This window comes from Casimicrobium huifangae, assembly GCF_009746125.1.
Taxonomy (GTDB): Bacteria; Pseudomonadota; Gammaproteobacteria; order Burkholderiales; family Casimicrobiaceae; genus Casimicrobium; species Casimicrobium huifangae.
The window spans coordinates 930,576-944,539 of the sequence record NZ_CP041352.1 but is presented as its reverse complement, the minus strand read 5'-3'; the positions used below and the strand labels follow the sequence as shown (position 1 = coordinate 944,539).

The window sequence follows — 13,964 nt, the reverse complement described above, 5'->3', positions numbered from 1 at the left end:
GATCACGGACGCTGGACGGATGGCGAACCTGATGACGAGCCGGATGACGAAAAATAGCGCCACAGCAACCAGGCCGATGCGATCAGGAAGAACGCCAGGCAGAGCAGGCTGCCCTCGGGACCGACCGGACCACCATTGAGATAGCGCGATCCCTGCGGAACCAGCTTCACCAGCAGCGCTGGCGTATACGAGTCGAGGCCGGTGATCGGCACCTCGAAGCCCACCGCCAGCAGCCAGTTCCATGTGGCGTGCCAGCCCATCACGCCCCAGATGCTCCCTTCGCGCAGCGCCCAGAGGCAGGCGAACACCGAGAACAGCACGCTCAGCAGTACGTCATGCCACGGCGACTGGCGGTCGAAGTGCAGCAGTGCAAACACGGCGGTGGTGAACGCGATGCCCGTCGCCACGTTGAACTTGCGCGCCACCGCCGACAGCATCCAGCCGCGAAACAGGATCTCCTCCGCCCCGGCCTGCACGATGAAGCACAGCAACAGAACCCCGATATGTGCGAGCGACACAGGTGCCGCGAAGGCGGGCGCGTAGCCGTGCGCGGCATAGCCTCCCGCAGCCCATATCGCAGCGACCACGGCCAACGCGGTCGCGACGCCAATGGCCAGGCCGCGCAGGAATCGCTGCCGCGCCTCCGCGTGGCCGAGTCCGACCGAAGCGAACGAACGCCGCTCCACCCAGCGTACCCAGGCGAGCACGATGAGTCCGGTCGCCGCGAAAGGCACGATCAGGAACAACACAAGTCCCAGAAGGTTTGCCGGATCCCCCTTGGCGTTGAGGGCGCTCAGGTGGCGCAGGAGCTCGTTGCCCCCGATCGCCGGGACTACGACGAACAGCAAACTCAGGAAGGGAACGAGGATGCCCCAGGGCATCCAGCCGCGGGCGGGCTCGACGGAGAACGGAAAATTGGTGCGCATCGGCGGATGCTAGTGGCCGTCGAGCCCGCCGCGATACTGCATTCGGACGAAACGCTGATTGCTGCGACAGAACGGGGGCGCGAAATCGTGTCGCGCGGGTCTAACGCAGCACGCGCCGCGTGATTACCCGCCTGCGTTCAGGCGGCGCGGCGCTCCGGTTCGGCCGAGTGCAGGTAGCGGGTGTAGAGGTCACGCGGCGGCGGATTTCCGAGCTGCGCCATGATGCGGCCGACTGCGCCGCGGTGATACGCGCCATGCGCTGTGACGTGCGCCAGCATCTCCTCGCGTGTCATGCAGGCGCCAAGACCATCGGTGAACTTGAATGGCACCGCTTCAGCGAGTTTCTCTGGTGGAAGCGATTCCACATACTGCACATACCAGCGATCAGTCGTGGCCACGGCGTCGCGCAGCGCGTCCAGCGTCGGTGTCTCCGGCGTGTTGGTGCCTTCGTAGCCGTGCGGCACACCGGACAAGTGGCCGACAAAGATACGATCAACCACATAGATGTGATTGAGCAGGCGAATGGCCGTGTGACGCTCAGTCTTGTGCGCCTCGGCGTCGACTTTGGCCAGCCCGACAAACAATTCCTCGTTCGCCCAAGTCTTGTATTTGAACAGTGACAGCAGCAGGGTGGATGCACTCATGATTCGCTCGCGAGGGTGAATGCGGAGCGTAACGCAACCGCGAGCGAAACATTGCCGAGAGGGCAAACCGCCGCCCGGCATCTGATCACCTTACGGTCGCAACACCGCACTCGCCTCCGCCTGAACGATCAGCGCATCCGCATCTGCTTGCAGCAGAAAGCCCTTTGCCACGGCATTCGCCGCCGCTGAGCGAACAGCAGCGACGTAGCCCGCGTGGTCCTTGTAGCGTTCCTCCAGCGACAGGCGGGAATCGCCACTGGCGACTCGCTCCGCCTTCGTCTTGGCGAATGGCACCATGCCGCCAACGTAGTTGCAGATTTGTCCAGCGTGGAACGGCCGGGCGCCACCTGCCGTGATGTTCCAGCCGAGATAGGTGCCGAGCGGCGCATCGTGCAGCACAACGGGCACGCCGCCCACTTCGTTGCCGTCGGCGTTCACGCGCGGCACCTTCATGTTGATCACCTGCTTGATCGGCGGCGGCAGTCTGGTCGGCACACCCGAGCCATCGTTGGCATTGAAGTCCGGCCCCCAGTCGTAGTCGAAGGTGGGCATGATGAAGTTGTCCGGAATCGACGGCGGAATGCCGGGGATCGTCGGGAAGCCCATCGCAGCCTTGTTCGAATCCACCAGCTCACCCTTGCTCAGGCGCGGCCACACGCTGGGTGGCGGCGCGACGCCCTGCATCACCCAGTTACGGAAGTGCTGGCGCAGCGCGTTGACGGTGTGGATGTGCGGCATCACATTGGGCGCGAGTACAGCAGTGCCGAAGTTGTTGCCGGGGCAATTCGGCGGCGGCAGCGTCTGCCCCGCAAGGCTCGCGTTGAACATGGTGTTCGGCGTCGGCACGATGTAGCCACCGTGATTGCTGCTGGCGATGTAGTAGCGGCGCACGTTGTCGGGCAGCGGAATGTCAGTCTTGCCGTCAGTGCCCACCCATTCCGGCGTGAGCTTGAGCGCCCACACTTCGGCCGAGCCGAAATGCTCGATGATCTTCGGGCAGGTTTTTGTGGTGTTGCAACGATCCAGAATGCCGCGCTCGGGGAGCCCACGCACCTTGTCCGGCCACGGTACCCACCACTGCGGCCCTTCACTGCCAGCCTGATACAGCTCGAGTACACCGTCCGGCTGCGCCCAGCGGAAGTTGAGCGCGATGCGGCGTCCGGCGATGATCGGCCATGCGCCATCATGCACCTGTCGACCCGCTTCGTCCTGGTTGAAGCCGAGATGAATGAAGCCGCGCAGGAAGTTGCCCGACTGCGAATTGCCGCGCGAGATGACGTGCTTGATTTTTCCCGCGAGCGGGTTGGGGGTACCGAAATCATCCTTCGCTTCATTGCGGAAGAACGACGCCACATCGCGGAACGCTGCGAAGCCGACGCCCAGCACCGGCGGGTTTTCCGCCGTGAACACCACCTGATACAAAAGCTTCGGATCAAAGCCATTTTTCAGGCAGATCTGCGTTGCGTCCGGCGTGCCGGGGAAGGGATTTTTGGCGTCACACTTCGCCCATGCCCAATCGCTGGGCGGCATGACCGAATCGACCGTAACCTTGCCGTCCACCGTCTCATGCTTGATCGCAGTGAGCGTCGATTTCCTGGTGTCGAGATCGTACGGTTTGTACGGCACCGGGCTCGTTTGCACCAGCATCGGCTGCGACTCCGGCCCGCTGCGGTTGACAATGCGGCCCAGCACTTCACCGCGCACCGGAGAGCCGTCGGCGTTCCTCGCAATCGGCACGATCACGAAGTCCTGCCCCCTGCGGTCGTGCGAAGTTTGCCCGGCGTTGTCACCCTGCCAGCCGCTGCTCAGGCCAACGTCGCCCGCGTTCCGTTCCGCCGGAACGATGGTGATCCGTCCACCGCGATTGGGCACGTCGTGCCACATCAGACCAGAGAGCTTTGCCGGGTCGGACGGCATCACCAGCTGAAAGGTAGCGATGTACTCCACCCTGCCCTTCGCGTTCTTCGGCGCCAGCTGGATGTCCTGAATGATCGCGTTGAGTGGATTGGCGGGATCAAGCTCGCCATACGCGCGACCGCTGATGCGCTTGATCGCGCCAGCAGGACCAGTCGCCGCTAGCGTTGTGTCTGGATCCAGCGAGGATTCAATTTCGATCTTCGATACGCGGGCATGTGCGACACCAGCCAGACACAACGCCGCTATCAGCGCGCCGGCGATGGTTGTTGCCGATGCCGTCGCAACCGTACTTCTACCCGTCACGCTGGAAAATGTCGCCATGATGTCCTCCTGATACGGCGGCATCATCAACGATCATGCGTGGCCGCCCGGAACAACGTTCCGATTTCCGGCCCGCGCGGCACGACGCTACATCGCCTTGCCCTTGAACCAGTGTTCCAGTGGCTCCGGATTGGGGCGGTACCAGGTCGGTTTGCGGTAGAACATCATGGTGCCTTCGACGCTGTCGCCTCGAATCACACCCTTCCAGACGTTGCGGCCGTGCTGCTCGCTGCGCGTCTCAACCTCAAAGGTGATCGAGTCGCCATTGGCGGTAGTGCGATAACTACCCTTGTCGTAGCCATACTGATCGCAGTCGGACGAATGGAATTTGCCTTCGGCGAATGACAGGATGTCCCTGGCGATGTGCGCCGGCTTGCCAGTGAATCCGGCCTGGGTATCAAAGCGCCGGCCGTCGAGTGAATTTTGCGCCGCTGCCACCAACGGTATGAGGCATAACAGCGCCCATGCGAATCGCTTCATCTGCTCCTCCTTCGGGTGAGAACATCGATGCGGCGCCCTCGCGCTTTGTTGCCGCAGCGCCGCGGGACTGGCACAGTGCCACAACGGCGCGAGCTACGCAAGGGTAACCGCGCCACGCGAGCCAGTCGGGCTATCCGCCCGCCGATGTGGGCGATAGCGCCCGGCTTACTCCGCCGCTGGCGACGCCACCTGTTTGCGTGCAGTGAACGGCAACCGGCCACGCCATCGCAGGAACGGCCGTTCGATGAGATAGTGCAGCACGGCACCGGCCACAATAGCCGTTACACCATAGACCACAAAGGCAAACACGCCGGTGCCCTGTAACTGTTCGCCCCAGTGCGCCTGCACCAGGTGATACATCGCCTTGTGCACCAGGTACAGGCTGTACGAGATTGCCGCCAGCCAGCCCGCACCGGGCACGGCACGACCGCCGACGATGCCGTTGCGCCCGGCGCCGGCGAACACCAGCAGCGCGAGGCCCAACGAGAGCACGGGCCAGCCGATGGCGTTGGCCAGCAATCCGGTGCGATCAGCAAACAACCAGAACGCCAGCGCCAGCACGGCAAGCCCTGCGAGCAGAGCGAGGTTGGCATGGCGCTGCGCTCTTGTCCAGTGATCCGGGCGAAAGGTTTTCCACACGGCCAGTGCGACGCCGCAGAGCAGTCCGTCAAGCCGCGCCCAGGTCGGGTAGTAAATGTCCTCGACGAACCAGTTGCGCGCGTCCATCTGTGGGTCAATCGTGGCGTTGTGTAGCCACGCCGCGCTGCGCGCAGCGATACCGATCAGCACCAGCAACGCCGCGAGTCCGGCAAACTTCCAGACCGCCGGTCGCCGCGTCAGCCACACTGCCAGCAGCGGAAACACCCAGTAGAAATGCTCTTCAACACACAAGGACCACGCATGCGAGAACGCAGTGTTTTGCAGGTAGTCGATACTGAGGTTCATCGTGAAGGTGACGAACTTCCACCACGGCTCCATGCCGGGTGCCTCGCGAAAGGCGGGCCACAGCAGGTAGATCAGTAGCACCGCCCAGTACGCGGGCAGGATGCGAAACGCGCGGCGCAGGTAGAAGTCGGTGAACGACAAACGCTCCCCTCGCGCCAGCGGCTTCAGTACCTGTGTGCCGATCAGGAAGCCGCTCAACACAAAAAAGAGATCGACCCCCATCCAGCCATAGCGCGACAGCCACGACCATGACGGCCCGAGGCCGCCGACGACAAAGGAGTGGAACAGCATCACCCAGAGAATGGCGATGCTGCGCAGGAGGTCGAGGCCAGGGAGGCGGTCGGTAGTATTCAACGGCGGGCACGATGCGAAGGACGAAGGGCGCAGAGCATAGCGTTGTGCGGGAACGCGCCATACCCGCTGGTCGCGGCGGTGGTGCCGCCAGACCCGAAGTCAATTCGATCTGTGCTTCCCGTCACCCTGCTCCGCGACGACTGGCCCGCAGCGGCCGGACTTGATCTCCGGCCGATTTTCGGAGCGCTTGCACTGATGGCTCGGCCCGACGCCCGGCGTCGCCAAGCCTCTGCTCAGTTCTTCGCGTCGCCCGCTGGTTTGAACGAAGTCACCGGCACCAGCTTGCTGTCCTTCTCGGCCTTGGCACTACCGAAGTACGTCCCATTGCGGACGAACACGTACCAGCACAGATTGGTGCTGTTATTCCAGGCCGTGAAAGTTTTCGGGGTACAAATCTGGCCATCGTCGGCCAGCGACCAGCTGCCCGTTACCGGCGAGTCGCTGCGGCTGCCATAGTGATATCCCGAGCCGGAGATCTTGCCGTCGGCGGACAGCAGCAAACTCTCCTCACCCTGACGATTGGCCCACTTCTGTTCGACGCGTACGGGCATAAGGCCGATGAAATCGGCCTTGGCAAGCTGCTTGCCTCCCTGCTCCAGCAACTCACCGACCGTCGATTGCGCTGTTGCAGCGCCGGCAAAGCACGCCGCTACTACGGCGGCCAAACTGATAACAACCTTCAAAGTAACTTCCCATAGACCCCAATACGGAACACTGCCAGACGATGGGGCATACATCCTGGCGGCCGCGAGTATAGAAAGCCGTCGCCTGAACGCGCCACCTCCATTCCATGCCGCGAGACTGGGGTACCATGGACAGAAGTAATTGGGCGAGGGGCGATTCAGTCTTCGCTGGTGCTGCGCTCAAACACTGCCGCAAAGAACCCATCACAGCCATCGCGATGTGGCAGCAGTTGGGCAAAACGCGATTCACCCGCCTCCTCGCCACGCAACGATGACGGCACGATGATCCAGCCGGGGTTTGCTTCGAGGAAACTCTCGGCGATCTTCTCGTTTTCTTCCGTGAGCACGCTGCAAGTCGCGTAGACGAGGCGCCCGCCCGGTCGCACCAGGCGCGATGCGGCGGCGAGGATGCTCTTCTGCTTCTCCACCAGCTCCTTCACGCTAGTCGGCGATTGCCGCCACTTCAGGTCAGGGTTGCGCTTGAGCGTGCCCAGGCCCGAGCACGGCGCATCGACCAGCACGCGGTCCGCCTTGCCGATGAATTTGTCGAGCCGCTTGTCGTGCTCGTTCTCGATGCGCATAGTCTGCACATTGCTGGCGCCGCTGCGCGCGAGACGGGGGCCGAGATTGTCGAGCCGGCGTTCGCTGACGTCGCAGGCGTACAGCCGACCGGTGCTGGCCATCATCGCTGCCAATGCGAGCGTCTTGCCGCCGGCGCCCGCGCAGAAGTCGATGACCATTTCGCCGCGCTTGGCGCCGACGATATGCGCCAGCAACTGGCTGCCTTCATCCTGCACTTCCAGCGTGCCATCCTCAAACAGCGGGTGGCGCGAGATGTCAACGCGATGCGGCAGCCGTATGCCCACCGGTGACAGCGGCGTGGCGCGGGCATCGGGAAAGCCTTCCTTCTGCAAGCGGCCGAGAATGGCGTCACGCTTGGCCTTCAGCGTGTTGACGCGAAGGTCGAAGCTGGCCGGTTCCAGCAGCGAATCGGCGAGCGCGAGACGCTCTTCGTTGCCGTACTGCACGCCGAGCCGGTCCCAGAGCCACGTGGGCAGTTCACGGCGCGGATGCGGGCCGAGTGCTTCGTCGGCCTTCAGAAATTTCGCGTAACGATCTTCTTCGCCCGGCGGCACCTTGACGCGGCGGCGGAACTGGCGCGCCAGCGCGGCCAGTGCAATCGCGTCGAACTTGGCGCCGTCGCCAGCAATCGCTTCGACCGACAGACGATGCCGAAGCCACGCGTAGTAGCCCTCGGCCACCAGCTGACGATCCAGCGAGCCGACGCGCTTTTCGCGCAGCACGTAAGAGAGTGTGCGGTCGGCAGGGTAGTCAAACTTCGCCGCGGACTGAATGGCGAAGGCAAGTGCGCTCAGCGCAGAGGGTCGTAACAGCATGGTGGCATTGTAGAGGCCGAACCTATGGCTTTTTGCTGAAAGCCCTATTCAAACTGGGCTTCACGGGGAAAATCGCTTCATGTCGACTTTCTGCCGTTTTGCCGCTGCAGCCCATATCAAATGGGGATCTTTGCTGAATGCTGTTCAGAAAATGACCGCCAGTGCGGTCACGATTACCAGCACCATCAGGGCGATGACTTCGTAGCAGACCGACATCAATCCAGCGCGCAACAGGCGCGGCCACCAGCGACCGCCGTACACGCGCTGCATGGCGAGCAGCGCGTACACCGGCACCGCGAACGCAATGGCGGAACGACAATGGCAGGTGCTGCGTCGGGCAACAGCACCAGAACGAGCACCGCGAGCATCCAGAACGCGTGCAGATGCAGCGCGAACACCAGATGCTCGCCGTAGACCATGCGGCGGTTGCGGTAGAGCCAGTGCAGCATCAGCGCGAACGCTGGAATCAGCACAAACATCGCATAGCCCCAGAACTTGAGCATGCGCTGCGGCATATCGGCGAACGCCGCGCGCAACTCGGCGGGGCTGTGGTCGAACCGCTTGCGCAGGTGGTTGCAGACGCGATCCGGCAGCCCCTCGCAGACAAATTTGCCCTTGTCGTAGCGCACAATCGCGCCGTTTATGTCGATGAAGCTGCCGTTCATTTCACGGCTCACCTGCACTGGTGGTGTACCAGTGCCCAGCCCCGCAAACAGGCTGATCAGCAGCAGCGAGACGATGCTGACCGTGAGATAGAGCTTCAGCGGCAAAACGTACCGGCGCTTGCGGCCAGCGAGATAGTCGACCGTCAGTTGACCCGGCTTGCTGACCAGCGCCCATAGCGTCTGCGCCAGCGTGCTCCTGACCGCGACGTAGTTGCCAAGAAAGTGATCAACAAACTCGCGGACCGAAGGGGGATGCAGTGAGGTTTCCTGACCACACTCCGGACAATACTTTCCGGGCGCCGGCGTGCCGCAGTTGCGGCAATGCGATTGCGCTGACGGCCTGAGTGAAGGTGAAGGCGACGAAGAAGCGGCATCGGTCATGCACGCAATCGTAGAGGAGACGGTACGGCCCAACAATGGGTGAGTAGCGGGAATGCAAGTCTCCCCTGTACAACAGGGGAGATGTCGGCGCAGCCGACAGAGGGGTTGCTGAGGCGGTGAGTAAGCACGGTGCGGAGCAACAGCTATGTCACCCCTCCGCCGCTACGCGGCACCTCCCCTGCTCCGCAGGAGAGGCTCGCAACGAAGCCTACTTCGCCAGCGCGTGCATCTCGGCGATCAGGTCGCTCTTGCCCTCAAAACCGATGCCCGGCAGCGACGGCAGCGTGACGTAGCCGTTCTCGACGCGCACGCCATCCGGGAAGCCGCCGTAGGGCTGGAACAAATCCGGGTAGCTCTCGTTGCCGCCGAGCCCCAGGCCTGCGGCAATCGCCAGCGACATCTGGTGGCCGCCGTGCGGAATGCAGCGACTGGGCGACCAGCCGTACTCCTTGAGCATGTCGAGCGTGCGCAGGTATTCGACGAGGCCGTACGACAGCGCGCAGTCGAACTGCAGCCAGTCGCGATCCTTGCGCATGCCGCCGTGGCGGATCAGGTTGCGCGCGTCCTGCATCGAGAACAGGTTTTCGCCGGTGGCAAGCGGGCCGGCGTAGCTCTCACCGAGTCGCGCCTGCAGTTCATAGTCAAGCGGATCGCCCGCCTCCTCGTACCAGAACAGCGGGTACTGCGCCATTGCCTTGCCGTACTCAATCGCGGTCTTGAGATCAAAGCGGCCATTGGCATCCACCGCCAGTTGCTGGCCCGGCTTGAGCATTTTCAGCACCGCTTCGATGCGCTCGATGTCGTCCTTGAGCGGCGCGCCGCCAATCTTCATCTTGACCACCGAGTAGCCGCGATCAAGGTAGCCCTGCATCTCGCCACGCAAGCCATCAAGGCCTTTGCCGGGGTGGTAGTAACCGCCCGCCGCGTAGACGAAGACCTTCGGATTGGCCTTGCCGGTGCCGTACTGCTTCGCAAGCAGCTCGTGCAGTGGCAGCCCGGCAATCTTGGCGACCGCGTCCCACACCGCCATGTCAATCGTGCCGACCGCCACCGAGCGCTCGCCGTGGCCGCCGGGCTTCTCGTTGGTCATCATGCAGGCCCAGACCTTGTGCGGGTCAAGGTTGTCACCTGCCGCGTTGACCAGTGATTCCGGCGCGGCTTCGAGCACGCGCGGGATGAAGCGCTCGCGCATCAGGTTGCCCTGGCCGTAGCGGCCATTGGAGTTGAAGCCGTAGCCGATCACCGGCTTGCCGTCGCGGATGACGTCGGTCACCACCGCGACAAGGCTCAGCGTCATCTTGCTGAAGTCGATGTAAGCGTTGCGGATGTTCGACTTGATCGGACGGGTGGATTCGAGGATCTGGGTGATTTTCATGAGGAGAAGCGTGAATCTATTTGTTGAGCGACGATCCGCCGCAAATCTGGATGTCCTGCCCGGTGATGGCGGCAGCGTTTGCCGACATCAGGAAGGCAACGAGTGCGGCCACTTCTTCGGGCTGGATCAGGCGACCGATGGGCGGCAACACTGGTGTCTCGGCTGCGCGCTTAGGGTCGGCGAGCATTCCGGTGGCCGTGGCCGCCGGGGAAACCACGTTGACCGTCACGCCCTGCGCGGCGACCTCTGCCGCCCAGCTTTTGGCGAGCGCGATCAGCGCTGCTTTCGTGGCAGCGTACTGGCCGCGCCCCGCCTTGCCCCCCGCAACGCGGCTGCCGATCAGCACCACGCGTCCGTTGCCGCGCGCAGCCATTGCCGGAATCAGCACGTCGGCGAGACGGGCTGCTGCATCAACATGCAACTTCCACATCAGCTCGCCGCCCGCGTGATCCAGTTCACCCACCTTGCCGACGCGCAACACACCGGCGGCATGCGCAAAGGCGTCCACGTTCGCGCAAGCGAGTGCAGCAGCGTGCAAGGCAGCGCTATCGGTGAGGTCGACGGCGTGATGGTCATAAGCCGCGTGAGCGATGGTGGCGTCGGCGCGATCAAGGCCGGTGACCTGCCAGCCCGCATCAAGCAATGCGGTGGCGATGGCATGACCGATGCCGGAGCTGCTGCCGGTAACGAGCGCGTGTTGCATGGCGATGCTGCGACTACTCGAACTTGATGCCGGCGTCCTGAATGATCTTCATGGATCGCGCGGTATCGTCCTTCTGGAATTTTGCAAAGTCTTCCGGACTGCCCGCCTCAATCAGCAGGCCGTTGCCGAGCAGACGGTCCTTCATATCACCAGCGAGCGCCTTGTTGGTCTCGGCGTTGAGCTTCTTGATGATTTCGGGTGCCGTCTTCGCCGGTGCCCACAAACCGTACCAGCTATAGGCCTCGTAACCCGGCACCGTTTCGCCAACGGTTGGCACATCCGGCATCGACGGCACGCGCTTGGCCGAGGTGACGGCGATCACGCGCAACTGCCCCGCCTTGGCGTAGCCCTGTGAGCCGAGGATCGGGTCAATGAAGCCGGCGATACGGCTGCCGAGCAGATCCTGATACGCCGGTGTCGAGCCTTTGTAAGGAACGATGAACAGCTCCATCCCGGCTGCGCGGCGCAACTGCTCGGTGGCAAGGTGGCCAGCCGATGCTGCGGAGCCGATGGCGAACGAGAGCTTGCCGGGGTTGGCCTTGGCGTACGCGATCAGCGACTTGACGTCGGTCACCGGCAGCTCCTTGGCGGTGGCAACCGCGAGCGGTGCTTTGGCCACCAGCGCAATGGGCGCGAAGTCCTTCACCGTGTCGTACGGTGGCGATTTCAGTGGTAGCGTGGAGGTAGTGAAGGTAGAGGCGTTGAACAGCAGCGTGTAGCCATCGGCCGGCGCCTTGGCCACCGCGTCGGCGCCAATGGTGCCGTTACCGCCCGGGCGGTTCTCCACCACAAACACCTGACCGGTCTGGTCGCCCAGCTTCTGTGCGAGCAGTCGGCCGACGGTATCCAGCGTGCCGCCCGGCGGGAACGGAATGATCACGCGGACTTGTTTGTTCGGATAGCCCTGCGCGCTGGCCGTCGCCGAGAGCGCCGCCAACAGACCAATCGCGAGTAGCCTGGCGATGAATGATTTGTATTGCATTGAGTCCTCCTGGATTCCTGTTGTTTTGCCGTAGGGTGGGCAACTGGTTGCCCACCCGACTTGCGACTAAGCCTTGAGCAATCCCGCCTGCGCCAGCGCGGCCTTGATCACCTCAAGCTCCTGCGCACTCGGCGCATGCGTCGGCGGGCGCACATGGTCGTTGGCGATCACACCCGCGTGGCGCATCGCGGCCTTCATACGGGCATGCGCTTCACCCGTGGGCTCGCCGGCGCCGTAGACGGCTTCCTTGATCGGCGTGATCTTCGCCTGCACGGCCATCGCCCTGTGCAGATCACCCGCTTTCACCGCGTTCCAGAGGTCGATGATGAGCTGCGGGATGGCGCTCGCAAAGCCAACCAGTGCGCCATCAACGCCCTGCACCATCGAGGCAAGCAGGTATTCGTCGTGGCAGGTCAGGATTGCCTTGGTGGCATCGGCATCGCGAATGGCCTTGATGTCGCGTGCATATTTGCTCATGTCCCGCTGGCCAACCTTGAATGCCTGCACATAGGGCAACCGCGCGAGATCGGCGAGCAAGGCCGACGAATAGGACGCGCGCGTCCACGCCGGGTAGACGTGGCAGATCAGGTCTAGCCCGACTGCGTCGTAGATGTTCTGGAAGTAGGTGGTCGCGTGGTCAGCATGAAAGCCGAAGCGCAGCCAGTGGTGCGGCGGCATCACGTCGATGCCGACGGCGCCGGCCTGCTTGGCGAGCTTGGCGTGATGCGCTGCGTCGGTGAGGCCTTCGCAGACGACCGAGGAAATGACCGGCAGCTTGCCCTTCAGTTCGTCAGCAACGATACGCGTCACTTCGGCGCGTTCCTCGGGATCAAGTGCGAACACTTCACCCGTGTGGCCATTGGTCATCACTGCGACGATGCCGTCGTGCGTGGCCAGCCACGAGGCGAGCTTGCGCAGCGCCGGCTCGTCAATGCGGTTGTCGTTGGTGAACGGGGTGGAGATTGCGGGGATAATGCCGCGATAGTTGGCGATGGTGGGCATGCGTACTCGGTTGGACGTCATCGAAAGGGTGGCGAATTGTTGTCGCACCCCGGCGTCGCCGTCCAATACCCGAAACAGATAGAACTATTCAAAAAGAGGAGGCATCGCGTCGGCGATGGGGCCAGGAAACAGACCGCTTGACCTGGACTGGCTGGAGGATTTCATCGTCCTCGCCGACAGCGGCAACTTCTCGCGGGCGGCGCAGGCCCGGCACATCGCGCAACCGGCATTCAGCCGCCACATCAAATCGCTCGAGGAATGGGCTGGCGTTGACCTGTTCGACCGCACCACGCATCCGGTATCGCTGACCGCCGCCGGCAAACGCCTGCTGCCGGAGATCGAAGACGTGCTGCAGCGGCTGGAAGCGGCCCGCTCGCAGGCGCGCGCCGCACACGAGCAGGCGGCGGTGAGCCTGCAATTTGCAGCGACGCATGCGCTCTCGCTCACTTTCTTCCCGACCTGGCTGGGCAAGGTGGAAGCGCGGTTGCACGTCGGACGCAAAATGGGCCCGATCCAGATGGTGTCAGACAGTTTTGCCGCGTGCGAAGACCTGATGCTGCAACGGCGCGCGCAGTTTCTGCTGTGCCACGGTCACCCCGAGGTAGCAAACCGGCTTGACCCGGCGCAGTTCGAGTTCGCCGTCGTCGGCGAAGACCGCCTGCTTCCAGTGTCCGCCGCGAATGCCGACGGAAAGCCGCAACACGCAATCCCGGCGGAGGCTACCGGCAATGTGCGCAGGAGTGGCAAAGCGAAGACAGCACTACCCGTGCTGACTTACGGCGAGGCTTCAGGCATCGGGCAGATCATGCGCGCGGTGATGGGTAGCGCCTTCGGTGAACGCAGCGATCTCGCCATGCGAATCGTGTTTACCGCGCATCACGCCGTCTTGCTGAAGACGATGGCGATAGAGGGACGCGGTGTGGCCTGGCTCCCCGCCAGCCTGATCGCGCCGGAGCTGGCCAGCGGCGCGCTCACCCGTGCCGGTGACGACAGCTGGACGGTGCCGATCGAAGTGCGGCTGTTTCGGCCACGCGCTGCGCTGTCGGAGACAGCCGAGGCGCTGTGGCGGGTGGCCAGGGGCGCGTGACGCAGCAGTCTGTCTCCTGCCGCAGTAGCGGTCAGCCAGCGTTTCTGCGTTGATCAACTTTTTCGCGTAACCCGCAGCCGAATTGGGCTCATTTGGCTATTT

Annotated in this window: 14 protein-coding genes; 2 read left to right on the top strand and 12 right to left on the bottom strand. The window is 63.4% G+C overall.

The window, feature by feature from the left end:
• Nucleotides 1–2 precede the first annotated feature (2 nt).
• The 7 genes from FKL89_RS04310 to FKL89_RS04280 form a co-directional block, all read right to left on the bottom strand.
• On the bottom strand, nt 3–926 hold the full coding sequence (locus FKL89_RS04310; RefSeq protein WP_156861604.1) for a CPBP family intramembrane glutamic endopeptidase: 924 nt from the start codon (nt 924–926) through the stop codon (nt 3–5).
• A gap of 137 nt (nt 927–1,063) precedes the next feature.
• A complete protein-coding gene (locus FKL89_RS04305) occupies nt 1,064–1,570 on the bottom strand; it encodes a DinB family protein (protein ID WP_156861603.1) in 507 nt (168 codons plus the stop codon).
• Nucleotides 1,571–1,660: 90 nt separating this feature from the next.
• Nucleotides 1,661–3,808 (bottom strand): alpha/beta hydrolase domain-containing protein, encoded by a 2,148-nt coding sequence (locus tag FKL89_RS04300; RefSeq protein WP_238363482.1) that lies wholly within the window; start codon nt 3,806–3,808, stop codon nt 1,661–1,663.
• Nucleotides 3,809–3,895: 87 nt separating this feature from the next.
• A complete protein-coding gene (locus tag FKL89_RS20145) occupies nt 3,896–4,288 on the bottom strand; it encodes a hypothetical protein (protein WP_162527393.1) in 393 nt (130 codons plus the stop codon).
• A gap of 165 nt (nt 4,289–4,453) precedes the next feature.
• Nucleotides 4,454–5,587 (bottom strand): acyltransferase family protein, encoded by a 1,134-nt coding sequence (locus FKL89_RS04290; protein ID WP_272953731.1) that lies wholly within the window; start codon nt 5,585–5,587, stop codon nt 4,454–4,456.
• Nucleotides 5,588–5,820: 233 nt separating this feature from the next.
• The gene (locus FKL89_RS04285) at nt 5,821–6,252 is read right to left on the bottom strand and encodes a hypothetical protein (protein ID WP_156861602.1); all 432 of its coding nucleotides are present in this window, start codon (nt 6,250–6,252) and stop codon (nt 5,821–5,823) included.
• A 176-nt stretch (nt 6,253–6,428) separates the two neighbouring features.
• Nucleotides 6,429–7,667 carry an RsmB/NOP family class I SAM-dependent RNA methyltransferase gene (locus FKL89_RS04280; protein WP_156861601.1) on the bottom strand — a complete coding sequence of 413 codons (1,239 nt, stop codon included), beginning with the start codon at nt 7,665–7,667 and terminating at the stop codon, nt 6,429–6,431.
• A 79-nt stretch (nt 7,668–7,746) separates the two neighbouring features.
• On the opposite strand from FKL89_RS04280, the gene FKL89_RS20455 reads away from it, so the two are divergent.
• Entirely contained in the window at nt 7,747–7,872 is a 126-nt protein-coding gene (locus FKL89_RS20455) for a hypothetical protein (RefSeq protein ID WP_272953730.1), read from the top strand.
• Between the two features lie 10 nt (nt 7,873–7,882).
• Here the strand turns inward: FKL89_RS20455 and FKL89_RS04275 are convergent, their stop codons facing one another.
• The 5 genes from FKL89_RS04275 to FKL89_RS04255 all read right to left on the bottom strand — a co-directional run bounded on the left by FKL89_RS04275 (nt 7,883) and on the right by FKL89_RS04255 (nt 12,775).
• Nucleotides 7,883–8,713: a DUF3667 domain-containing protein gene (locus FKL89_RS04275; protein ID WP_156861600.1), complete on the bottom strand. Its 831-nt coding sequence runs from the start codon at nt 8,711–8,713 to the stop codon at nt 7,883–7,885.
• A 208-nt stretch (nt 8,714–8,921) separates the two neighbouring features.
• Nucleotides 8,922–10,088: a mandelate racemase/muconate lactonizing enzyme family protein gene (locus tag FKL89_RS04270; protein WP_156861599.1), complete on the bottom strand. Its 1,167-nt coding sequence runs from the start codon at nt 10,086–10,088 to the stop codon at nt 8,922–8,924.
• Nucleotides 10,089–10,104: 16 nt separating this feature from the next.
• Nucleotides 10,105–10,791: an SDR family NAD(P)-dependent oxidoreductase gene (locus tag FKL89_RS04265; RefSeq protein ID WP_156861598.1), complete on the bottom strand. Its 687-nt coding sequence runs from the start codon at nt 10,789–10,791 to the stop codon at nt 10,105–10,107.
• Nucleotides 10,792–10,804: 13 nt separating this feature from the next.
• Entirely contained in the window at nt 10,805–11,773 is a 969-nt protein-coding gene (locus FKL89_RS04260; RefSeq protein WP_156861597.1) for a Bug family tripartite tricarboxylate transporter substrate binding protein, read from the bottom strand.
• A 66-nt stretch (nt 11,774–11,839) separates the two neighbouring features.
• Complete coding sequence (locus FKL89_RS04255) at nt 11,840–12,775, bottom strand: dihydrodipicolinate synthase family protein (protein ID WP_156864540.1); 936 nt, start codon at nt 12,773–12,775, stop codon at nt 11,840–11,842.
• A 115-nt stretch (nt 12,776–12,890) separates the two neighbouring features.
• Between FKL89_RS04255 and FKL89_RS04250 the strand changes: the two genes are divergently transcribed.
• Complete coding sequence (locus tag FKL89_RS04250) at nt 12,891–13,862, top strand: LysR family transcriptional regulator (RefSeq protein WP_156861596.1); 972 nt, start codon at nt 12,891–12,893, stop codon at nt 13,860–13,862.
• The last annotated feature ends 102 nt before the right edge of the window (nt 13,863–13,964 follow it).